The 21,489-nt window shown below is 60.3% G+C and carries 18 protein-coding genes and 1 CRISPR repeat array; of the genes, 13 read left to right on the top strand and 5 right to left on the bottom strand.

What is annotated here, in order from left to right; genetic code table 11:
• The first annotated feature begins 2 nt into the window (after positions 1-2).
• The 7 genes from cas8c (at position 3) to cas2 (ending at position 5,812) form a co-directional block, all read left to right on the top strand.
• Positions 3-1,892, top strand: coding sequence for a type I-C CRISPR-associated protein Cas8c/Csd1 (gene cas8c / locus H2170_04475; GenBank protein MCS6299342.1), 1,890 nt, complete (start codon positions 3-5; stop codon positions 1,890-1,892).
• Positions 1,893-1,934: 42 nt separating this feature from the next.
• Positions 1,935-2,930 (top strand): type I-C CRISPR-associated protein Cas7/Csd2, encoded by a 996-nt coding sequence (gene cas7c, locus H2170_04470; GenBank protein MCS6299341.1) that lies wholly within the window; start codon positions 1,935-1,937, stop codon positions 2,928-2,930.
• Positions 2,931-3,130: 200 nt separating this feature from the next.
• Positions 3,131-3,403: a type II toxin-antitoxin system Phd/YefM family antitoxin gene (locus H2170_04465; protein ID MCS6299340.1), complete on the top strand. Its 273-nt coding sequence runs from the start codon at positions 3,131-3,133 to the stop codon at positions 3,401-3,403.
• The gene (locus H2170_04460) at positions 3,400-3,786 is read left to right on the top strand and encodes a type II toxin-antitoxin system VapC family toxin (GenBank protein MCS6299339.1); all 387 of its coding nucleotides are present in this window, start codon (positions 3,400-3,402) and stop codon (positions 3,784-3,786) included. Before H2170_04465 ends, H2170_04460 begins: the two co-directional genes overlap by 4 nt.
• A gap of 24 nt (positions 3,787-3,810) precedes the next feature.
• Positions 3,811-4,443, top strand: coding sequence for a CRISPR-associated protein Cas4 (gene cas4 / locus H2170_04455; protein MCS6299338.1), 633 nt, complete (start codon positions 3,811-3,813; stop codon positions 4,441-4,443).
• Between the two features lie 26 nt (positions 4,444-4,469).
• Complete coding sequence (gene cas1c / locus H2170_04450) at positions 4,470-5,507, top strand: type I-C CRISPR-associated endonuclease Cas1 (GenBank protein MCS6299337.1); 1,038 nt, start codon at positions 4,470-4,472, stop codon at positions 5,505-5,507.
• 8 nt (positions 5,508-5,515) lie between these two features.
• Complete coding sequence (gene cas2, locus H2170_04445) at positions 5,516-5,812, top strand: CRISPR-associated endonuclease Cas2 (GenBank protein ID MCS6299336.1); 297 nt, start codon at positions 5,516-5,518, stop codon at positions 5,810-5,812.
• Positions 5,813-5,990: 178 nt separating this feature from the next.
• A CRISPR array of direct repeats spans positions 5,991-7,595; the repeat unit is 37 nt; unit sequence ATCGCCCCGGTCTTCGGATCGGGGCGCGGATTGAAAC.
• Between the two features lie 470 nt (positions 7,596-8,065).
• On the opposite strand, the gene H2170_04440 is transcribed toward cas2, so the two are convergent.
• Positions 8,066-9,406, bottom strand: a complete 1,341-nt coding sequence (locus H2170_04440) for an ISAs1 family transposase (GenBank protein MCS6299335.1) — start codon at positions 9,404-9,406, stop codon at positions 8,066-8,068.
• Positions 9,407-9,759: 353 nt separating this feature from the next.
• Here H2170_04440 and H2170_04435 point away from each other — a divergent pair, with 353 nt between their 5' ends.
• Together H2170_04435 and H2170_04430 are read left to right on the top strand one after the other, a co-directional pair.
• On the top strand, positions 9,760-12,546 hold the full coding sequence (locus H2170_04435) for a valine--tRNA ligase (GenBank protein MCS6299334.1): 2,787 nt from the start codon (positions 9,760-9,762) through the stop codon (positions 12,544-12,546).
• A gap of 111 nt (positions 12,547-12,657) precedes the next feature.
• Positions 12,658-13,383 carry a phosphoadenylyl-sulfate reductase gene (locus tag H2170_04430; GenBank protein ID MCS6299333.1) on the top strand — a complete coding sequence of 242 codons (726 nt, stop codon included), beginning with the start codon at positions 12,658-12,660 and terminating at the stop codon, positions 13,381-13,383.
• 120 nt (positions 13,384-13,503) lie between these two features.
• On the opposite strand, the gene tsaA is transcribed toward H2170_04430, so the two are convergent.
• Both tsaA and H2170_04420 read right to left on the bottom strand, forming a co-directional pair.
• Entirely contained in the window at positions 13,504-14,346 is an 843-nt protein-coding gene (gene tsaA, locus H2170_04425; GenBank protein MCS6299332.1) for a tRNA (N6-threonylcarbamoyladenosine(37)-N6)-methyltransferase TrmO, read from the bottom strand.
• A gap of 323 nt (positions 14,347-14,669) precedes the next feature.
• Positions 14,670-15,323 carry a response regulator transcription factor gene (locus tag H2170_04420; GenBank protein ID MCS6299331.1) on the bottom strand — a complete coding sequence of 218 codons (654 nt, stop codon included), beginning with the start codon at positions 15,321-15,323 and terminating at the stop codon, positions 14,670-14,672.
• 147 nt (positions 15,324-15,470) lie between these two features.
• On the opposite strand from H2170_04420, the gene H2170_04415 reads away from it, so the two are divergent.
• Positions 15,471-15,929, top strand: coding sequence for a S24/S26 family peptidase (locus tag H2170_04415; GenBank protein MCS6299330.1), 459 nt, complete (start codon positions 15,471-15,473; stop codon positions 15,927-15,929).
• Positions 15,930-16,056: 127 nt separating this feature from the next.
• On the opposite strand, the gene H2170_04410 is transcribed toward H2170_04415, so the two are convergent.
• Complete coding sequence (locus H2170_04410) at positions 16,057-17,787, bottom strand: putative manganese-dependent inorganic diphosphatase (protein ID MCS6299329.1); 1,731 nt, start codon at positions 17,785-17,787, stop codon at positions 16,057-16,059.
• 131 nt (positions 17,788-17,918) lie between these two features.
• Complete coding sequence (locus H2170_04405) at positions 17,919-18,611, bottom strand: type II secretion system protein (protein ID MCS6299328.1); 693 nt, start codon at positions 18,609-18,611, stop codon at positions 17,919-17,921.
• Between the two features lie 127 nt (positions 18,612-18,738).
• On the opposite strand from H2170_04405, the gene ilvE reads away from it, so the two are divergent.
• From ilvE to H2170_04390, 3 genes are all read left to right on the top strand, one after another.
• Entirely contained in the window at positions 18,739-19,605 is an 867-nt protein-coding gene (gene ilvE / locus H2170_04400) for a branched-chain-amino-acid transaminase (GenBank protein ID MCS6299327.1), read from the top strand.
• A 281-nt stretch (positions 19,606-19,886) separates the two neighbouring features.
• On the top strand, positions 19,887-20,396 hold the full coding sequence (locus H2170_04395; protein MCS6299326.1) for a UvrB/UvrC motif-containing protein: 510 nt from the start codon (positions 19,887-19,889) through the stop codon (positions 20,394-20,396).
• Between the two features lie 4 nt (positions 20,397-20,400).
• On the top strand, positions 20,401-21,486 hold the full coding sequence (locus H2170_04390; GenBank protein ID MCS6299325.1) for a protein arginine kinase: 1,086 nt from the start codon (positions 20,401-20,403) through the stop codon (positions 21,484-21,486).
• Positions 21,487-21,489 lie beyond the last annotated feature (3 nt).

The following is a 21,489-nucleotide window of genomic DNA, read 5'->3' as shown; positions in this document are numbered from 1 at the left end:
CCATGCTGCTCAAACACCTCTACGACTTTGCGGTCTCGCGGAACCTGCTGGACGATCTGGCCTTTTCACCGAAGGCCGTGCGATGGATCATCGAACTAGACAATAACGGCAATCTCCTCGGCGCTGGACCACAAGCCACCGGCGATGACAAGCGGGGCAAGGAGTTTAGTTGCCCACAAACCACCCGCCCCAAGGTGGCCGGGGGCGTGTCCGAGTTTATGGCCGATGGACTTACAGCCGTGTTTGGCTTGGACGCCGATCCGGACGCGCCTATGCCCGAAGCGAAAAGAACGGGGCGCGATGCCAACAATGCGGCCAAGCGCAGTGATTTCTGGGCTCAAATTGAGGCAGCCCAACTAGCCCGGCCCTCGTCTGAGTTAAGCGCACTCCTCCTGTTCGGCCGACAACTCGCGGCCCGGCCCCCGAGCTTCCTTCGCTGGGGTAAAGCCACCGATGGTAAATCTGATAAGTCGGCTTGGTGGCTCACAACGGCCAGCGGCTCGGTTGCGCGGCTTGGTCCAGAAAACTTCACCTTCCGCGTTAATGGCGAGCTCTTGGTGGAAAATGAATCGCTCCGGCACTTTTGGCGGGAGCGTCACGGTAACGAAGTGGCTGCGGCGCGCAGCGGTTTTGTCACTGGGCGTTGCCTGGTTACCGGCATGGAGGACCAGAAACTTGCCCCGACCCATAACCCGAAAATTCAAGGGGTGCCCAACACCCAGTCATTCGGGGCCGCCATCGTCTCCTTTGATAAACCGGCTTTTTCATCCTACGGCTTCGATCAAAGCCTCAATTCACCGACATCCGATGAGGCGGCTACGGCGTATAGCGTCGCCCTGAATCACCTGATCGGACACACCAATCACTCAATTCGTATCGGCCAAACCTGCCTTTGTTTTTGGCCTGCGCAAACGGCGGTCGCCCAAACTCCCTTTGCATTCTTAAACCGGCCCGATCCCAAAACAGTGCGAGATTTCGTGCTCGCCCCCTTTTCCGGAATCGAGCGTGAAATCGCCCGTCGTGACCGCTTCTACGCCGTCACGCTGGCGGGTAACTCCGGCCGCATCGTCGTCCGCCACTGGATGGATATTAGCTTGGAGCGGGCGGTCGAAAATCTGCACGCCTGGTTTAAGGCGCTCGAAATCGAGCTGCCGGCCCGTCCCGCCAAGAAAGCATCCAAAGCGGTGGCCAAGGAAAAGGACTACCATCCGCTCTCCATTTACTGGCTTTCCTGCACTACGGTGCGCGAAGCCAAAGACCTCTCACCCGATATTCCTGCCCAGCTCTACCGCGCCGCCCTCGAAGGCACCGCGCCGTCTCCTTCGCTGCTCCAGCCCATCCTCAACCAGCTCCACTCCCGTCTCGTCCGCGACGACACCTACAACCTGCTCTACGACGAAAGCCGCTTCGCCCTGATTAAACTCATTCTCAATCGCAACCGCACCCCCGACATCATGGAAATTCAACCGTCACTTACCGCCGACACCGAGGACGCCGCTTACAACTGCGGCCGCCTCCTCGCCATCCTTTCCGACGCCCAAGCCAAAGCCCACGAGTTCAAGCTCGAAGGTGCCGGCGTGGCCGAACGCTACTTCGGCACCGCCGGCGTGTCGCCATCGAGCGTCCTGCCCCTGCTCATTCGGTTGAATCGACATCACATCACTAAAATCCGCAAGTCGCCCCGCTTCGGTGGCCACGAGCGGTTTATCCAGCAGCAGATCGAAGCCGTCCTGACCCTGTTCAAGCCGGCCCGCGCCGGTTTACCGCCCTCTTTCCCTCGCACCCTCGACCTCCAAGCCCAAGGCCGCTTCGCCCTCGGTTTTTACCAGCAACACGCCGCCGACGCGGCCGCCCGCCACGCAAACAAGAAAGAAAACCCCGTCACCGCCTAAGCCCCGCCTCTTTCCCTTTTTCGTTAAAATCAACCCACCACTATGAGCTCCAGCATCCTCACCAATCGTCACGATTTCCTCCTCCTGTTTGAAGTCACCAACGGCAACCCCAACGGCGACCCCGATGCCGGCAACATGCCGCGCCTCGACCCCAATACCAACCGCGGCCTCGTCACCGATGTCTGCCTCAAACGCAAAGTCCGCAACTTCCTCGAACTTTTTCCCGCCACCCGCGACAGCGCCACCGACAACGGCTTCAACATCCTGATCAAACAAGGAGCGGTCATCGAAACGGAGCAAAAGAAGGGGGAACTCGCCGCAGCCGAAAGCCTCCCCAAAGATGCCAGCGATTCCAAAAAAGCCGAAGCCGCCAAAAACTGGCTGTGCCGCGAGTTCTTCGACGTGCGCACTTTTGGCGGTGTCATCTCCACTGGCGACGGCGTGCTCAAAGGCTCTGCTTTTGGTCAGGTGCGTGGGCCCGTGCAATTCACCTTTGGCCAATCCCTGCACCCCATCACGCCGCTGGAGGTGACCATCACTCGCTGTGCGGTGACTAAAGAAGAGGACGCCAAAAAAGAGCGCACCATGGGCAACAAACACATCGTTCCCTACGGCCTTTATGCGGCCAAGGGCTATGTCTCCCCGGCTTTCGCCGAGAAAACCGGCTTCACCCAAGCCGACCTCGATGTTCTTTTCCAGGCGCTGCTCTCCATGTTTGAGCATGACCGCTCCGCCGCCCGTGGCGAAATGATCGTGCGCGGCCTCTACGATTTTGAACACGTCGGCACCCAACACGCCAATAACGCCGACCAAAATCGCCGCGAGGCCCGTCTCGGCTGCGCCCATGCCCATAAACTCATCGAAGGCGTCCAGGTTTCGCTTTCCGACGAGGCCAAAGCCTCGGGTAAATGCTTCCCCGAGTCCTTTGCCGACTATAGCGTGGTGAACACGTGGACGACCGACAACCTGCCCAAGGGCGTTAAACTCCACCTTCGCCACGAAGGGCAGGACATCGCCATCGGGCCGCGTCAAAGCTAGCCCACGCGCTGACGTCCGTGTTCTCTCACTCCGGCAGTTGCGGGGTGGTACAGTGGGGGCATCAGCGATCCAGTCATTGACCTAGCTAAGCACTTAGCTAACCTCACTCCATGCCCGTAACCAAGCCGCGCCTCCCCTCCAAAAATGGAGTTCAGCGATCATCCTCAAAACGGGGTGGGACGCAGGCCCGCCTCGTTTCGCTGGCCAACGTGGTCAATGTCCATGAGGCCAAGACCCAACTGTCCCGACTGCTCAGCCGGGTCGAGGCCGGCGAGGAAATCATCATTGCCCGCGCCGGGCACCCCTTCGCCCGGCTCGTACCGCTGGCGGCCCATGCGCCCGATGAACCGCGTCAACCGGGCCGCTTTAAAGGGATGTTCGGCGCGCTGCCCCCGGCTGAGGCATTGGCTCCGTTACCGGCTGAGTGCACCGGACTCATGACGAGCCCGACCGACCCCCTGAACTTGGCGTGAACCTGCTGCTCGATACCCATGTGGTGCTGTGGTGGCTCGATGACCACCCCCGGCTAAGTCGTGCAGCCCGTCAGGCCATTCGCAATCCTGCCAATCGGTGTTGGCTGAGCGCCGTCACGGTCTTCGAAGTCGAAACCAAGCACCGCTTGGGTAAGCTCGCCCTGCCGTCGGGACTCCAGTTGGGATGGGATAACACCGTCAAAGCCGAGCGGTGGTCGATGCTCCCGGTTGACCATGGGCATGCCCGCCAGGCAGGTCGTTATTCACTGGAGCATGGCGACCCCTTCGACCGGCTACTGGCCGCTCAGGCCGAGATCGAAAACGCCGTGCTCATCACCTGGGATCCCGCCTTCGCGTCTTTCGGCATTCGTACCTTATGGTGACAGCGACGCGGTTTCCATGACCCGATGCTAATGATCACGTTGGAAAAAGTACCGATCAGTGCGCTCAACCAGTTTCTTTACTGCCCGCGCCGCGCCTACTTGATCCACACCGAGCGCGTATTTGTGGACAACGAACACACGCTCCTCGGCACCCTCGCCCACGAGGCGGTGGACACGCCCGGCTATGAACACCGCGCTGGCTGGGAACTGCTGCGCGCCTTGCCGCTGTTCTCCGACCGTCTCGGGCTTTCCGGCAAAGCCGATCTGGTGGAGGTACGCCGCGACCCGTCTAGCGACCGCGTTGTTGAAATTCGACCGGTGGAGTACAAAAAAGGTCCGGCCCGTCGCTGGGCCAACGACCAGGCGCAGCTTTGCGCCCAGGCCCTCTGCCTCGAAGAAATGTTCGGCCTTCATATCGAGTCCGGCCTTATTTTCCATGTCGCTTCCGCCAAGCGTACCGAAGTGGTCTTCGATGAAGGGCTGCGCGCCCTCACCGTGGCGACGTTGGCCGCCCTCCGCACTACTCTCTCCCAGTCCTGCTCCCCGCCAGCGGTCCTGCGGCCCCAGTGCGACGGTTGTTCACTGCGCGGAGTCTGTCTGCCCGAAGCCTCGGCCCTGCGCCGAGTATGGCTCTACGAACCACGCGATTACGCTTAATTCTTTCACCCGAGGCCGCACCGCTCATGGCTCAAACGCTACAAAATGTTCTCTACCTGCTCACCCCAGGGCTCTCGTTGCGCCGCGACGGCTTGGCCCTCCGTGTCGAACAGGACAAGCAGCTCAAGCTCTCGTTGCCGGTCCATAATCTGGAGTCGGTCTTCGTCTTTGGGGCTGACATCTATGTATCGCCCTCGGCTATGCGCCTGTGTTGGGAGCACGGAGCCAGTGTCTGTTATTTTACCGATTGGGGGCGGCTGGAGGCACGGGTCGAGGGTGTGCCGCAGGGATCAATGATGCTGCGCCGGGCGCAACATACGGCGGCCAGTAACCCCGCCCGGTCGGCTGGGCTGGCGCGAAGTTTCGTTGCGGGGAAGCTGCATAACGTGCGCTGGTTGTTGTCCCGTAGTGCCCGCGACGCCGCAAGTGACGACGATCGTGAGCTGCTGCGCACAGCGGCCGATGCCCATGCCCACCTGTTGCGTGAACTCGGTCGCACGATTGAAGACCCCGATGTTATTCGCGGGCTGGAGGGCCGGGCGGCGGCACTGCACTTTGAAGTGTTTTCCCGTCACCTGCGGCCGGCGCTGCGCGAGGTATTTCCCTTTGACGGGCGTAATCGGCGGCCGCCACGCGATGCGATCAACGCCTTGCTGTCGTTCTTGTATGCGTTGTTGCGCCATGACTGCGTTACAGCACTTACAGCCGTCGGCCTCGATCCCTTTGTAGGTTTTCTTCACACCGACCGAGCAGGGCGGGAGTCGCTGGCGCTGGACCTGATGGAGGAGTTTCGCCCTTGGGTGGAGCGACTGGGACTCACCTTGCTCAATCGCGGCGAACTCAAGGCGGCTCATTTTGTCGAACGCGATGGCGGGGCTGTGGATTTGACCGAGGCGGCGCGTAAAATCCTGGTGTCGGCTTACCAGCAGCGTAAACAAGAAGAGGCCGTTCACCCCCTGTTTCTGGAAAAAGTAAGGCACGGGCAACTGGTGTTTATCCAGGCGAAGTTATTGGCCCGGGCATTGCGTGCCGAGATCGACTACGCCCCGCATCTTTTTAGTTAAACCCCGTCATGTTTTTACTCATCACCTACGATGTTTGTACGCGCGACGAACGCGCCGGGGCCCGTCGATTGCGGCGTGTGGCCAAGGCCTGCACTTCGTTTGGGGTGCGGGTGCAAAAATCGGTTTTCGAGATGCAGCTCGGCCAAAAAGAATGGGTGGAGTTAAGGGCGCGGCTATTGGCCGAAATCGATGTCACGCAGGACTCGCTGCGGATCTATTTTATCGACCAATCAGCCAAGGATCGGATTGAACACCATGGAGCGCTTCAGCCGGTGAATGTGGTGGAGGACACGCTCGTGTTGTAGTGTGGTTGAGCGAACCGGTCGCCTCGCCGGGGCCCGCACCCTTTCGCATGGGGGTGAACTTTAGAGGAGAAATGAACTCTTCCAGCGCAGATGAATACCGTTCCGTCTTTCTGTTCTTTGACATGTTCGCAAAATCGACTCAGAACTCCTTAGCAATCAGCCTGAAAACTGGTTCGCGATCGCCCCGGTCTTCGGATCGGGGCGCGGATTGAAACGAGCGGATCGGCGGGGATACTCGCGCCGTCGGATATCGCCCCGGTCTTCGGATCGGGGCGCGGATTGAAACATCAGTAGCCTTGCACGGTGGCGTCGATAAGAGCATCGCCCCGGTCTTCGGATCGGGGCGCGGATTGAAACTGACTGGTTGGCGCGTGCGTCTGTCGATGGCACATCGCCCCGGTCTTCGGATCGGGGCGCGGATTGAAACTGTTGCAATGAGCCCTGATTACAACGTGGTCACAATCGCCCCGGTCTTCGGATCGGGGCGCGGATTGAAACCGACACGGTGAGCGATAAGGCGCGTGGTGCGCTGATCGCCCCGGTCTTCGGATCGGGGCGCGGATTGAAACTTTTACGAGGCGTGTGGGGTCTTGTGCTAGTGGAATCGCCCCGGTCTTCGGATCGGGGCGCGGATTGAAACCGTGGCGATTCCGCCGGTCGTTCTCGCGTTGCTGCATCGCCCCGGTCTTCGGATCGGGGCGCGGATTGAAACTCCCAAAGGCCGATTCCGGTACGGGTGGCGGCCCATCGCCCCGGTCTTCGGATCGGGGCGCGGATTGAAACGATATTGATGGCGGCGGGTCTCATGGCTCTTTAATATCGCCCCGGTCTTCGGATCGGGGCGCGGATTGAAACCGAGGATCGGTTTGAGTGTTTTTCCCATCTATCCATCGCCCCGGTCTTCGGATCGGGGCGCGGATTGAAACCCACGATGAACTCAGGCGCCGCCACCGTGCAGACCATCGCCCCGGTCTTCGGATCGGGGCGCGGATTGAAACCGTGGTGTGCTCGAAGGGAACACACAGGCGGATGCATCGCCCCGGTCTTCGGATCGGGGCGCGGATTGAAACTCAAGTCATCGGGGACCGCATCAACATGTTGGAAATCGCCCCGGTCTTCGGATCGGGGCGCGGATTGAAACCTGTGTGTTGTGTGTTGATTTTCTGACGGAAATTATCGCCCCGGTCTTCGGATCGGGGCGCGGATTGAAACTTTTACTATTACTGAGGCTGCTGTACTCGATCCAATCGCCCCGGTCTTCGGATCGGGGCGCGGATTGAAACAAGCAAAAACCCAATCAAGGCGCAGGAACCGAATATCGCCCCGGTCTTCGGATCGGGGCGCGGATTGAAACACTGGCTGAGATTGGTGGCGATGTCGTTGGCCGTATCGCCCCGGTCTTCGGATCGGGGCGCGGATTGAAACCTGGTTATCAGGTGAAGCGGTAGCAATCAAAACGATATCGCCCCGGTCTTCGGATCGGGGCGCGGATTGAAACTGAATTACGAGATGAGCCGTCAGACATATAAACAATCGCCCCGGTCTTCGGATCGGGGCGCGGATTGAAACCGTGGTTTAAGGGGGCCTGTGCTTGGCTGCTTGTTATCGCCCCGGTCTTCGGATCGGGGCGCGGATTGAAACCGTAAATCTTACAACAGCGAGCCAACGCCTAACGATCGCCCCGGTCTTCGGATCGGGGCGCGGATTGAAACCTCGGCACGGGCTCCATGCAACCTTACATCCCCGATCGCCCCGGTCTTCCAGCGCCGATTCATAGCGGGAAGTTTACCGAGGTAAGTGCGCGGAGCGCGCGACGGTCATGATTTTCGGACATGTGGGCGATAAAGTCGGAGGTATAAAGGTGGCGTTTTTTAGTTCGTTGACCGCGCCAGTGCATGAACAGGCTGTTGGCCCAGCGGTTGAACATGCCGTGGATGCGCACCGCGTTCGGGCGGCGTAATCGGCAGCGATCATCCTGGCGCGAGGCGTCGAGGCGGGCATGCAAACCGGTCTCGATTCCCCAGTGCGCAATGTTGACCTCCAGCCATTGGGCGGGAGTCAACTCGGCGGCGGGGCGACTGGTGATCAGCGCCACGGTCTCGGTGGGCTTGCCGTGGCGTTTTCGGCAGATTCTCGCGGCTTGCGCCACCAGGGGGAAGCAGGCGCTTTCCGCGCTCAACTCGCGCGCCACCAGGGTGCGCGTCACGGGGTGCTTCTTTTCCTGGGTGGTACGTTGCTCGGCAGCGGGATCTTTTAACGGGTCAAAAAAGGGGCGCCCGGATCGGGCACTTGCGCTGCTACGATTTTCTGCAAGCCGGGCTGATTGCCTTTGACGGTGAACAGGTAGTCGCCGCCATGCTCCAGTACGATCGCCCGCGCGGTGTCCGCCTGGGTATGCAGGGCATCAAGGCTCACGAGTTTATCGACCAAATCGAGTCTCTCACACAGGGCGCGGGCGGCGGGAATCTCGTTACTTTTTTCGGCGACGACCTCGCTGCCGAGATAAAACAAGCTCGGCGAGGTAACCGCGGTCACGACGTTTTGTCCGCCGCTGTGCTTGGGGACTTTGCCGTCGATGACCACGATCTCGGTGGCGGGAGGCTCGCCTCGCACCTGGCGTTGGTGGGCGAGTAAAACCTCCTCGATGCGCGCGGCCTGCACACGGGCGAACAGACGGCTGAAGGTGGGCTGGCTGGGAGCGCCGTATTTGCCGCGGCGGCGGATCACCCCGAGGGCTTGGCGTTGGACCGGGGAGAGCCGGCGGGCGAAAGCGGCCAGGTCACGTTGGCCGCGGGGTGCTCCGGCCAGATAGGCCGCCGCCGTGATCGCCAGCAGCGCGTGCAAGGGATAGGCCCCGATGTAGGCGCGGTATTCAGGCACTTGCCGGAAGGCCTCCGCCAGGCTGATTAAATCGGGGGCCTTCAGGGTACTTCGCACCGGAACTTTCGCCTCCACCGCAGCCAGCGAGGGTTTGATCTGCCCTGCCTGAAGAGCTCTCCGGGCCCGGGGCTCCAGCTCGCGCACAAACAAGCGCTTGGGCTTGGCGTGGTGCTCGTAGTAATCGCGCGACTTACGCGTGTTGCCCTTGGTCAGGCCCAACTCGGTCCACCCGGATGCCTTGTATACACTTCCCGTAAAACGCTCGGGGTCGACGAAGGTTTCCACGACGAGCACGGGGTGCTCGTAACGCGACTGCCAGTCGGCACTGAGCCGGCCGAGCACCCGGCTCAAAACCGCCGAGCCCAAGTTGGGCACCGCCGGCTTGGGCAGCAGCAGGAACCGCACGTTGTTGACCACCAGCGCCAATCGGCGTCGGCGCTGTTCGCCACTCCAGCCAATCCACGCCTCCCGGCCGCGCAGGTGCAGCGCCGCCGCCGCAAACACCAGCACCGCCACCCAGGTGCCCTGCGCATCGCTCACCGCGTACAGCAGCCGCTCGCCCACCGGTTTCACCGCGCCCAGATAGTGATGCTCCTCAAGCAGCCCCTGCGCTCGGGCGTTTAACTCGGGGCTGTCTAGCACCTGCACCTGCAAGTGGCGCAGCGAAATCACCTCCCCTTGGGGGTTCGACGGGTTCGTTTCGGCCGGCATCATTCACCCAGCCAAAATGAATTCCTGGGGCTTGTCCCGCTTATTCCGCTCCTTTGTTAGTATTCAGGTGTTTAGCTGTTCAATGAATCGGCGGTGCCGGTCTTCGGATCGGGGCGCGGATTGAAACGGGCCCTTCACCTAGGCGGCCCCAGGTTTGGATAAATCGCGCCCAGCCCACCCATCGTGGCGTTGGATGGAGGTTGGGAGCGGCGAAAGAGTTGCGGCTCTTATTTGGGCAGGGGGACCTCTTGATGTTTAACTATGCGCGCACGCGCATGGTTTCGCCGGTCCCAAATACCGACGCTTGCCAGCGCTCGCGGGCGCCGGTTGGCTCGCGGGCTTAATTTTTTACGACCATGCCCGAGATCACCAAGAGCTACGAAGCCCGCGACGTTGAAGCCAAATGGTATGCCGCCTGGCAGGAAGCCAAGTGCTTCGCCGGCCATGCCGCCCCCGGCCAGGAGACTTACTCCATCGTCATCCCGCCGCCCAATGTCACCGGCATCCTGCACATGGGCCACGTCCTCAATAACACCCTGCAGGACGCGCTCATCCGCCGCGCCCGCCTCGAGGGCAAGGCCGCCTGCTGGATCCCCGGCACCGACCACGCCGGCATCGCCACGCAGACGATGGTGGAAAAACACCTCAAAAAAACCGAGGGCAAGGGCCGCCGCGATCTCGGCCGTGAGGAGTTTCTCAAACGCGTGTGGACGTGGCGCGACGAGAAGGGCGACCATATCTTAAAACAACTGCGCGAACTCGGCTGTTCCTGCGACTGGGACCGCACCCATTTCACCATGGACCCCGGCTACTCGAAGGCCGTGCTCACCTCGTTTGTGAAGCTGTTTAACAGCACCGACGAACAGGGCCGCGCCTGCATTTACCGTGGCAAACGTATGGTCAACTGGTGCCCCGCCTCGCTCACCGCGCTCTCCGACGAGGAGGTCGAGATGCGCCCGACCAAGGGTTTTATGTACCGTTTGCGCTACGAGCTGGTCGAGCCGTCCACCACCACCGACGCCGAGGGTAACGTCACCCCGCTGACCCACCTCATCCTCGAAACCACGCGCCCCGAGACCATCGCCGCCGACGTCGCCGTGGCCGTCCATCCCAACGACTCCCGCTACACCCATCTCGTGGGTAAAAAGGTCTGGCGTCCCCTCGGCGAGCGCGTGCAGATCCCGATCATTGCCGATGAGGCGGTCGATCCCGCCTTTGCCGCCGGTGCGCTCAAGGTCACCCCGGCCCACGACAAGGTCGATTTCGAGATCGGCCAGCGCCACCAACTCCCCGTGATCGACGCGCTCAACGCCGACGGCACGATGAATGAATTCGCCGGTCCCGAGCTGGCCGGAATGGAGCGTTTCGCCGCCCGCAAAAAGGCCGCCGAGCTGCTCGAAGCCAGCGGCAATCTCATCGAGGCCAAGGCCTACGAAAACAACGTCGGTTATTCCCAGCGTGCTGGCGTGCCGATCGAACCGCGCCTCACCCAGCAGTGGTGGTTGCGTTATCCGCGCGTCGAGGAGGCCAAGCAGGTTGTGCGCGACGGCCTCATCCAGATGCACCCCGAGCGCTGGTCGAAGGTTTACCTCAACTGGCTCGATAACATTCAGGACTGGTGCATCTCCCGCCAACTCTGGTGGGGCCACCGCATTCCGGTTTGGTACGCCAAGGGCGTCGACCGCGAAAAACTCACCGAGGCCGACCTGCGCGATCCGAAGAAAATCCACGTCTCGCTCGAAGGCCCCGCCGATCCCGATAACTGGATGCAGGAAGACGACGTGCTCGATACCTGGGCATCGTCCTGGCTGTGGCCTTTTGCCACCCTCGGCTGGCCTGACGCCGAGGCGCAGGCCAAGGCCAACTTCGCCCAGTTCTACCCGACCACCACGCTCGCGACCGGTGCCGACATCATCTTTTTCTGGGTCGCTCGCATGATCATGGCTGGCCTCGAATTCGCCAAACCCGGCGCGCCCGTGGAGGAACGCATTCCGTTCAAACACGTTTATTTTAACGGCATCGTGCGCGACAAGCAGGGCCGCAAGATGTCGAAAACCCTAGGTAACTCGCCCGACCCGCTCGACCTCATCCAAAAGTACGGCGCCGACGGCCTGCGCTTCGGCCTGCTGCAAATGGCACCGCTGGGCCAGGACGTGAAGTTCGACGAAGACCGCATCGAGAGCGGTAAAAACTTCAGCAACAAGCTCTGGAACGCCTGCCGTTTCCGCCAGATGAACGGTGCCATGAGCGACAACTCCTCGCTCGGTGTCATCCTCGCCCGCCTAGACGCGACCAAGCTCGACGACGACGACCATGCGTTGATCGCTGCGCTGCTCGACACGATGAAGACCGTCGAGCGCGGGTTCACCGACTTCGAATTCGCCGGCGCCACCCAGCGCCTGTATTCGTTTTTCTGGAACGATTTTTGCGACTGGTATGTCGAGGTTGCCAAATCCCGAGTGCAGGACCCGGCGGTCAAAGACCACGCGCTCGCGATGCAGGACTTGGTGATTCGCCAATTCCTGCTCCTGTTTGAACCGTTCGAGCCGTTCATCACCGAAGAACTCTGGTCGCTACTCGGCTACGCGGCCCCCGGAAAACCCTTCGTGCAAGACGCCCGCATCGAGTCGCCCGCCGACTTGGTCGCCACGCTCCACGTTCGCGGCATTCAACTCGACGCGCATGCCTCCGGCCGCGTGGAAACGCTCAAGCAGTTCGTGACCCTTGCGCGCCAGTTGAAGACCGACCAAAACGTCGGCCAAAAGCGCGACGTTAAATTCCTCGCCCTCGGCACGGACACGGCTTGGAGCACGTTGTCCGCCGCGTCGGCGAAGCTCACGCGGTTGGTTGGCGCGGCCGAGATTACCCGGACTGCCGCCGAGCTCGCGTTGCCCGCGATTGTCACGCCCTTCGGCACGCTTTTCGTCGATACCGGGGTGAAGGTCGACGCGGCGGCCGAACGGGTGCGTTTGACCAAGGAGCTCGATACGGTGGGCAAACACATCGCGGGCACCGAGGCGCGTTTGGGCAATGTGACCTTCACGAGCAAAGCTCCGGTGGCGGTGCTCGACGGCGCGCGCAAGCAACTGGCCGAGTTGCAGGCGAAACGTGACGAAATCGCCCGCCTACTGGCCTCGTTGTAAGCTAAATCCCCTGTCGAAAGGTGGATTTAACCCACTCCAAAAGAGCGGGTTATTTTATTTATCCACCTTTAACTTTACTTAGGACATAAAGTAATCAGGTTTTGACCCTTAATGAATTCCGTTGTCCCCACTGCTGTGCCCGCCGCCGACACCCCTGATCTTGAACGTGCGACGGCGGAGGCTCGGGTGCGCTGGGCGGTGGACACCTATGGAGACGGTTTGGTGCTGACCACCAGTTTTGGCATCCAGGCGGCGGTGATGTTGCATTTGGTGACTCGGATCGTGCCGCAGATTCCGGTGATTTTTATCGATACCGGCTACCTGTTTCCCGAGACGTATCGGTTCGCCGCTGATTTGACCAAGAAGCTTAATCTCAACCTCAAGAGTTACGTGCCGGCACAGACTGCGGCGCAGCAGGAGGCGCTGTACGGCAAACAGTGGGAGCTCGGTCTCGACGGGCTGAAGCGCTACAACCACCTCAACAAGGTCGAGCCGATGGACCGCGCTGTGCGCGAACTGGGCGCTACCGCTTGGCTCGCCGGGTTGCGCCGCACGCAAGCCAGTACCCGTGGCCAATTGCCGGTGGTGCAGCATCAAAACAAGGTCACCAAAGTCCACCCGATCATCGATTGGGACAACCGTACGATCCACCAGTACCTGACTGAGCACGGGCTCAATTATCACCCGCTGTGGGAAGAGGGTTATGTGTCGGTCGGCGACTGGCACAGCACCTCGAAACTCGAGGCCGGTATGACCGAGGAGCAGACGCGCTTCGGCGGACTCAAGCGCGAGTGCGGGCTGCACGAGAGCTCGGGCCGGGGCGACTTCCAGATCTGAGGCGGTTTCCCGTTCAACGCCATACAAGCGAACCGTTTTAACCGCTAATGAACGCTAATGGACGCTAAAAAAACGAGGCAACGATCTCTGAACTTAGCGTAAATTAGCGTTCATTAGCGGTTAAAATTCCGAAGTTTGGCTTTCCCCCGTAGTTTCCGCCTGCGTCTCCGGCCAGCGGGAGAGAAACGCCAACTGGGCTTCGCGGTCGGGCACCGCTTCGTAACCTTCACGGGTTAAAAATCGCAGCGGATACCCCGTTTCCAGTGCGGTTACGGTCACGCTCTCGGCTTCTAGCGCAAATGCGGCCCGCCAAGCACCGCAGCCGATTTCAAAGCCGCCCGACGGCCGTTTGCGGATTCGTCGCGTGCGGTGCGGCGAGGGATCACGCGAAAGCAGTTCGATGAGCCGCGGAGTGAAATCGACTCTGTGCTCCGCGCGCAACCACTGCGCCTGGACTTCGGCGAGGGGGGCGAAGGTAACCGTGAATGGAGCTGGGGCGTTGACCAGGGTATCCACTTCGTCGATCCAGCCGGCCTTTGCCGCAGGGAACGAATCGTAGGCGGGCACGTAGGGTTTTACATCGAAGACCGGCGTGCCTTCGACCAAGTCGCAGGCGCCGAGCAGCAGCCTGCGCCCCTCGACGCCGAGGAGACGCACGGGAGTCATGCCGAGCGGGTTGGGGCGGTGCGGTGAGCGGGTGGAAAAAACGCCCCGGCGCTGTGAAGGGCCGCGTGGGGGCAGCACCAGGGGCCGCCACGTCTCGTTGCGATGAAACCACCACAACAGCCACACCCGGTCGAAGCCGGCAACGTCCTGCAGCGCTTGCTCGAAGTTTACCCCAGGCAGTAATTCCAAGACGTTGCACTCCGCGTCACCATCGGTGGGTTGGTGGCGCGCGTGGAATTTCACCTGTTTGCCGGTGCGGATGAAGCCGATCGGCTTGAGCGTAAGAGAGTCTGACACGCGCTCAACATGGACAACCCGCCGCGGGCGAAGCGATGCGTTTTTACGGTGGGAGGCAACTCGCCCTGGTGGCCAGTTATACTCATAGCGTTCTACGGCATCCCTTAGCTCGCTCACTCTCAAGGCCACACGCTTCGCGAACACACTCCTCGTGGCCTTGAGCGTGAGCTCAAGGTCTTTACCCAAAGGTATCCGCGCCCCCAAGAACCAGGTTCTTTAAGCTCATCTTGAACACGAATTGGTATTAGTCGTGTACCTTCGGAGGGCGTTTAAGTTAAACGATAGTCACAAGCGAGCGCCTAGGTGTGCAACACCGTGATCTATCAGGAAGCCTTGGCTTTATTGGGCTCAATGAGGCCGACATCGAGGGCGTAGCGGGTGAGGCTGGCGACATCGTGGAGGTTGAGCTTGCGCATGAGATTGGTGCGGTGGTTGTCCACAGTCTTCACGCTGATATCGAGTTTGCAGGCGATCTCCTTGGTGCTGTTGCTCTCGGCGACCAGTTGGAGGATTTCGCGTTCGCGATCGGTGAGGAAGTCCGCGGTGGCGCTGGAGGCGGGGTTGGCCACCACGTTGCGCAGCAGAGAGGCAACCGCCGGGCCGAAATAGGTGCCGCCATTGGCGACGGTTTCCAGGCCTTTTTTGAACTCGAAGAGGCCGGCGGTTTTTTCGACAAACCCGTGGGCGCCCGCCTCGAGCATCTCGCGAACCAGCACCGGATTTTCGTGTCCAGAAAAAACCAGTACGCGCACGTTTTTGAGCTGTTTGGACAAACGCCGGAGCAGGTCCACGCCATTGAGGCCGGGCAGCTTGGCATCGAGCACCAAAAGATCGGGTTTTACCTCCATGCACAGGTTAAGGGCGTTTTGGCCTTCACCGCTTTCGCCGACCAGTTTGTAGTTGGGGTCGAGGCGAAGAATTTCCACTGACATCTCACGGATGGCGGTCTGATCTTCAATGATGACGAGTCGTTTCATACAGAAGGGGCGGAATGAATAAAACAGGGCGGGGGTTTTACTAACATCGGTCCGAAGTAATAAATCTGAAGTCGTAGATTAGAATTACACGACAAATTTTTTTGTTAATAATTTCGAGGGTGGGCCGATAACAAGTAGCATAACACGATGAAAGGAGATCAATTGCGCATCCACGGGTGGCTGATGGGGGCAGGCTTGTTGCTGACCGGTTGCGTGAGCACGCCGGAGCACACGCCCAGTCTCAAGCCGGTGCCTTCGTCGGATGTGGGCCGGCTGCAGGCCTGGCAGGACGCGGAGCAGGTTTCGGCCCGCCAATCCGGCCGGGAGACGGTGATCGGCAGCGGGGATTCGATGCGGCCCATTTACGGGGATCGCACCGTGTTGGTGTTGGCCCCGATCGATTACGCCAATCTTAAGCCCGGAATGCAGATCGGTTACGTTAACCGCCACGGGCGACGGGTCGTTCACGTGTTACTCGCGCCCGGCAACGACGGCTGGCGCGTGCAGGGGTTAAACAACGAGTCCGAGGACCGCGAGCGGGTGACGCGTTACAACCTGATCGGCGTGGTCTACGCGTCCTTCGCCACGGATGGCGCGCTGAAGTAAGGGCCATGCGCCGTTTGAGCCGAGTTTGACGGAACCGGGCCGGGATGACGGTGGGCGATGGCTTTTGGGTGGAAAACACCCTGCGCGCACGCGCAAGGCCACGAGGCGGGTTAACCAGTACGGCGGCTCAGGATTCGACGGCAACGGCGGACTTGGAAAAGCCCGTTGGCATGACCCCGTCGGAATTCATTTCTTTGAGGATGCTGCCGATGTAGGGGATGAGTTGTTTTTTCCGGCTGACGATGCCCGGGGTGTCGAAAATCTCGTCCTTTTGCACCGCCGTATAATTGATTCGGCTGATGAACTCGGCCTCACCCTTGACCAGTAGCAGAGAGTTTTGGGTGTTGATGTCGGTGATGAGCACGCAGGCGAACAAGAGCGACTCCTCCGTGCGCAGGGCTTGCAGTGCATCGGCGAGCTCGCGGGAGTGCTTCCAAAAGTTGCCAAATCCGAGTTCCTCGATCTGGGAAACGGCGAAGCGCGTGCCGTCTTCCTCGTAGATTTTGAAGTCGGAGCGGATGACTTTTTCGGGCGGGTTGGCCAGGATCACCGAGCCGGAGTTGAAGAGTTCAGTGGCGAGTTCGCGCGAGTTGACCCCTGCGATCTTGGACAGCCAGGTGAGAATGATGCCGTCCTTTTCCGTGGTGGTCGGGCTGTTGAGGTGGAGGGTGTCGGAGATGATGCCGCTCATCATGATGCCGGCGATGTCGGGGGAGGGCACGAGTCCGTCGCGGCGGAACAAATCGGCGATGATGGTGCAGGTGGAGCCAACCGGCTCGTTGATGAAGAGGATCGGGTGCTGGGTGTTGAGCGAGCCGAGGCGGTGGTGGTCGATGATTTCGACGATGGTCACTTGGTCGGCGCCGCTCACCGCTTGCGTCATCTCGTTATGGTCGACGAGCACGAGGCGGGTTTTAACCGGTTTGAGCACGTCGGTGCGGGTGAGGATTCCCTGCAGTTTACCTTCGTCGTCGACGACCATGTAGGAGGGGATCGTCGAGGTGGATAATTTCTTGCGCAGCTCGCCGATGCGCAGGTCGGCGCTGAGCGAGGCAAACTTGCGGTCGACGAGTCGCTCCAGCGTGGTGGCGCTGCGGATGATCCAGGCGGTGGTGGCCGAATCGTAGGGGCTCACCATCAGGGAAACGCCGGCGGCCTTAGCCGCGAGAATAACATCGGCATCGACCGGCAGGTTGCCGGTGACGACGAGCACGCGTACGCCCAGTTCGATGGAACGCTGCTGAATATCGCGGCGGTCGCCCACGATGATGATGGTCTTGTTGAAGGGAATGCCTTCGCCGGCGGAAACGGTGCCGAAGGACTTTACGTCCATGGCACCGACGCGCACGAAGAGTTCCTCGGCAAAATCAGGGCGGTCGACGTGGATGGTCACGGCCTTAAGGGCGCGGGAGATGTTGGCCAGTGAGGTGAACACCTTGCGCATCTCGCGCGGCTCGCGGAGTTGGGGGACGAAAAAACTTCCCAGTTGGAACACGGAGACCGAACCGATGACGCGGTTGTCCTCGGCGACCACGGGCAGGGTACGCACATCGTGTTGGTCGATGATTTCGAGGGCCTCGGCGCAAGTGGCAGTTTGGCAAACTGAGATGACGTCGCGCACCATCAGGTCACGTACGCGTGGGGTGACATCGCTGATGTAAACCGGCAGGGGTTGGTGGAATCGGGTGAGAATGGTGTCGATGCGGGCGTTGGAATTACCGCAGCGCGCGGGGAGGAATCCGCTCTCGCCCTTGGCCTCTTTGTAGGAGGCGTAGGCGATGGCCGCGCAAATGGAGTCAGCATCGGGGTTCTTGTGTCCGATGATGTAGGTGGGGTTGGCGGCGGCAGCGGTGCTCATGCGTTAAAAGTGGGAGATATTGAGTGATTATGGCGTGAGGTTTGGTGTGCATGGACCACTTGGTCGAGTCACTACGAAAAAAAAGGCCCAGCAATTATTTGCTGGGCCGGAATCACGTGAAGTAGTGGGGTTTAGGTGCCGGAGCCATTGCCAACAGCATCACCCGCATTCGCGGTGGAGAGTATCTTTTTCGCTGAGGTGATCGTATCCTTGATACTGTCCGTTGCTGAACCGCTAGGTTGCGAGAGTGAACCGGCGGTGGTTTTGAACCAAGAGACGTTGCCGCCGATAAAGCCGATGTAGCCGCCGTCATCCTTATAGACACCTTTGGTGGGTTCCCATGTGCCGCTTTTGTTCAAGCCACGGGTAAATACCAATGGAGTGGTTGAGCTATCCCCGAGTTTTCCGCCGGCGACAACCGCCACGCTGAGATCGCTTAAGCCCGTGAATGCTGTATCAACGCTCTTAGACCCGTTTTCAACCTTATAGATGGTTGCGGGGGGCGCGATGTCGACGATGTCGTTTTTGGCGATAAAGAAGTACGGGTCGTTGATATCAGCACTGGAGGCGACTAAGTATCCCCATTGGGCGGCACTGGTAGATGCAGCGACGGTCGGGAATTTGTCCTTGTTGTCGTTGGCATACATGATCGCCGATTGGACGAGCTGTTTGATGTTACTCATGTCGACGACGCGCTGGGCCTTTTCGCGTGCTTTGCCGACGGAGGGAATAACAATAGCGGCAAGAATACCGATGATCGCGACGACGGTCAAAAGCTCGATCAGGGTAAACGCTGCGGTGGAACGACGGGTGGTTTTAAGCATGGGGAATGATCAGAAGGGTAGTTGAACTGGGTATGACAAAGAGTTGCGCGCGGAGTTGCGGGGACTCAAGAAGAAATTCCCTCCGAGGCTGGACAAAATCGGGCGAGGCTTTCTACGCTACGCGCCAATGAAAATTTACCTCGATGGGAAATTCGTGGACGAGTCTGAAGCCAAGGTCTCCGTGTTCGATCACGGCCTGCTCTATGGCGACGGTATTTTTGAGGGCATCCGTCTTTATGGCGGCAACGTATTCCGCCTCGAGGAGCATCTCGAGCGCTTGGAGTATTCCGCCAAGGCGCTGCTCCTCAAGATGCCGTGGTCGCGCAAGGAAATCTCCGACGCTACCCTCGAAACCTGCCGCCAGAACGGCCTGACCGACGGCTACATCCGCTTGGTGGTGACGCGCGGTGTGGGTGACCTCGGGCTGTCGCCCTGGCTGTGCCCGGTGCCCTCGATCTTTATTATCGCCAGCAAGATCGCGCTTTATCCCGCCGAGCATTACACGACCGGCTTGGCCATCGTGACGGTGGCAACGCGCCGCATCAACTCCGCCGCTCTACCGCCAGCCGTTAAGTCGCTCAACTACCTTAACAACATCCTTGCTAAGATCGAGGCCCGCCAGGCGGGCGCCTTGGAGGCGATCATGCTCAACGATCAGGGCTACGTGGCCGAGTGCACTGGCGACAATATCTTCATTGTCCACAAGGGCTGCATCATTACTCCCGCTGCTTCGCAGGGAGCGCTTAAGGGCATCACCCGCTCGGCCATCGTGGACATCGCCGCCGAGTTGAGCATCCCGCTGCGCGAGGCCGACATGACGCGCTACGATGTATGGAACGCCGACGAGTGCTTCCTGACGGGCACCGCCGCCGAGGTCATTCCGGTGGTCAAGCTGGATGGTCGCGAGATCGGCACGGCCAAGCCGGGCCCTATCACCCTGCGCGTTCTGGAGGCCTTCCGTCGCCGGGTTCTGATCGAGGGCACCCGCCTTTGATTTGCGCCCAATCCAGCCCGAACCCGCGCAGCCTGCGGCCGGTTGACGCCGGCCCAGGCAGTGGCGGTGGGGCGCTCGGGCCCATCGGTTTCAGCGGTGATTTAACCGAGGCAAGCAGGACGTTTTTTTCGTCCGTTGAGGCCTTGCGCAGGGCGGGCGACCTGACTTGGCACGTGGAGTGCAAGGATTAAAACTTTAACTATTTAGCTAAATTATCCGCATTCGGCTTAAATTCTACGACATCGAGTCGAAGTTCTGCTTAGAAGTGATAAACTATTCTCATGGCCAGCCCGCTTAAATGTGATCTTTGCTCTAATCCCGCCACCGTGCACCTCACGCAAATCGTGAACAATAAGGTGCATAAGGTGGACCTGTGCGAGGCGTGCGCCCAAGCCAAGGGTGTGACCGATCCCAGCGGCTTCTCGCTGGCCGATCTGCTGTTGAAGGCCTCGCTCAATCCCGAGGCACCGACCGCAGGGGTGAAGTGTGAGCAATGTGGGTTTACCCAGAACGATTTCAAGAAGCTCGGACGCTTTGGCTGCCCCCAGTGCTATTCGACGTTTTCCTCGTTGGTTGATCCCATGCTCGATAACATGCACAAGGGTACGGCTCACGCGGGTAAAGTTCCCGAGCACGCGCTGGAACGTAAGTCCATCCACGAACGCATCACGGAGCTGGAGGTCAGCCTGGACAAAGCGGTGAGGTCGGAGCTTTACGAGGATGCCGCCCGTTTCCGCGATGAAATCAACCAACTCAAGCAGGCCTTCGAACACCCGAAGAGCGCCCTTTAATCCGATGACCATCGCCTCCCTTTTAGCCACTCCGTCTGAGCTCACCGATACGGCGAGCAGCAAATCGGCTGTCGTGCTGATGACCCGGATTCGCTTGGCGCGTAACCTTGCCGGCAAGCCTTTTCCCGGCTGGGCCCGCGAGGCTCAGCGCGCCGAAGTCCTCGCCGCTTGTCAGGAGGCCTTGCTGGCCAGCACGCCGATGAAGCGTGGGGCGCACGCCGCCGTCGCTGAGCTCACCGAGTTGGAAAAGCAGATGCTGGTCGAGCGCCACCTCATTTCCCGCGAGCTCAGTGGTTCGCCTGCCGGTTCTGGCGTGGTCATCAACAAGGACCAGACCGTCTCGGTGATGATCAACGAGGAGGATCACCTGCGCATTCAGGTGTTGCGATCCGGCTTTCAGCTCAAAAAAGCATGGAATTTTATCAACGCCCTCGACTCCGAATTGGAGTCGCGCCTCGACTACGCCTTTTCGCCTCGGCTGGGTTACCTCACGGCTTGCCCCACGAATCTCGGCACCGGCATGCGCGCCTCGGCCATGATGCACCTGCCCGCGTTGGTCATCGCCGGCCAGATGGAAAAGATCGTCCGCGCGGTTAACCAGCTCGGCATGGTGGTGCGCGGGCTGTTTGGCGAAGGCTCTGATGCCAGCGGCAGCATTTTCCAGATTTCCAACCAGACCACGCTGGGTGAATCCGAAGAGGCGATCATCAAGCGCCTCGGCAGCGTGCTGGAGTCCATCATTGAGCACGAGCTCAACGCCCGGGCCAAGTTGCTGGAGACCGACGCCACCAAACTGTTTGATAAAATAGGTCGTGCCTACGGCATCCTGCAAAACAGCCATCAGCTCACCTCGACGGAGTCGATGAACCTGCTCTCGCTGTTGCGCTTGGGCATCGATCTCGGTGTGTTTCCGGCTGACGGACGCGCCATCATCGACCGGCTCTTTATCGAGTCGCAGCCGGGCCACATTCAGCGCAGTGCCCAACATGACTTGGAGTCGAATCAGCGGGACATCCTCCGCGCTGAACGCCTCCGCAACGAGTTCGCCCAGTTCGCCAAGCCCAATTTCACGATCAACGGACAGAATTAACCC

The sequence above is a fragment of the Opitutus sp. genome (assembly GCA_024998815.1).
In the GTDB taxonomy this organism is placed as follows: Bacteria; Verrucomicrobiota; Verrucomicrobiia; order Opitutales; family Opitutaceae; genus Rariglobus.
The sequence above is the reverse complement of the archived record's forward strand: the minus strand, read 5'-3'. Positions and strand labels throughout refer to the sequence as shown.

Bases quoted from the DNA above. Each gene is read 5' to 3' on its own strand.
- H2170_04405 (MCS6299328.1), bottom strand. From the start codon at position 18,611: ATGCTTAAAACCACCCGTCGTTCCACCGCAGCGTTTACCCTGATCGAG.
- ilvE (MCS6299327.1), top strand. From the start codon at position 18,739: ATGAAAATTTACCTCGATGGGAAATTCGTGGACGAGTCTGAAGCCAAG.
- cas1c (MCS6299337.1), top strand. From the start codon at position 4,470: ATGGCTCAAACGCTACAAAATGTTCTCTACCTGCTCACCCCAGGGCTC.
- H2170_04420 (MCS6299331.1), bottom strand. From the start codon at position 15,323: ATGAAACGACTCGTCATCATTGAAGATCAGACCGCCATCCGTGAGATG.
- H2170_04395 (MCS6299326.1), top strand. From the start codon at position 19,887: ATGGCCAGCCCGCTTAAATGTGATCTTTGCTCTAATCCCGCCACCGTG.
- cas4 (MCS6299338.1), top strand. From the start codon at position 3,811: ATGCTAATGATCACGTTGGAAAAAGTACCGATCAGTGCGCTCAACCAG.
- H2170_04440 (MCS6299335.1), bottom strand. From the start codon at position 9,406: ATGATGCCGGCCGAAACGAACCCGTCGAACCCCCAAGGGGAGGTGATT.
- H2170_04435 (MCS6299334.1), top strand. From the start codon at position 9,760: ATGCCCGAGATCACCAAGAGCTACGAAGCCCGCGACGTTGAAGCCAAA.
- cas2 (MCS6299336.1), top strand. From the start codon at position 5,516: ATGTTTTTACTCATCACCTACGATGTTTGTACGCGCGACGAACGCGCC.
- cas8c (MCS6299342.1), top strand. From the start codon at position 3: ATGCTGCTCAAACACCTCTACGACTTTGCGGTCTCGCGGAACCTGCTG.
- H2170_04410 (MCS6299329.1), bottom strand. From the start codon at position 17,787: ATGAGCACCGCTGCCGCCGCCAACCCCACCTACATCATCGGACACAAG.
- H2170_04390 (MCS6299325.1), top strand. From the start codon at position 20,401: ATGACCATCGCCTCCCTTTTAGCCACTCCGTCTGAGCTCACCGATACG.
- cas7c (MCS6299341.1), top strand. From the start codon at position 1,935: ATGAGCTCCAGCATCCTCACCAATCGTCACGATTTCCTCCTCCTGTTT.
- H2170_04415 (MCS6299330.1), top strand. From the start codon at position 15,471: ATGAAAGGAGATCAATTGCGCATCCACGGGTGGCTGATGGGGGCAGGC.
- H2170_04430 (MCS6299333.1), top strand. From the start codon at position 12,658: ATGAATTCCGTTGTCCCCACTGCTGTGCCCGCCGCCGACACCCCTGAT.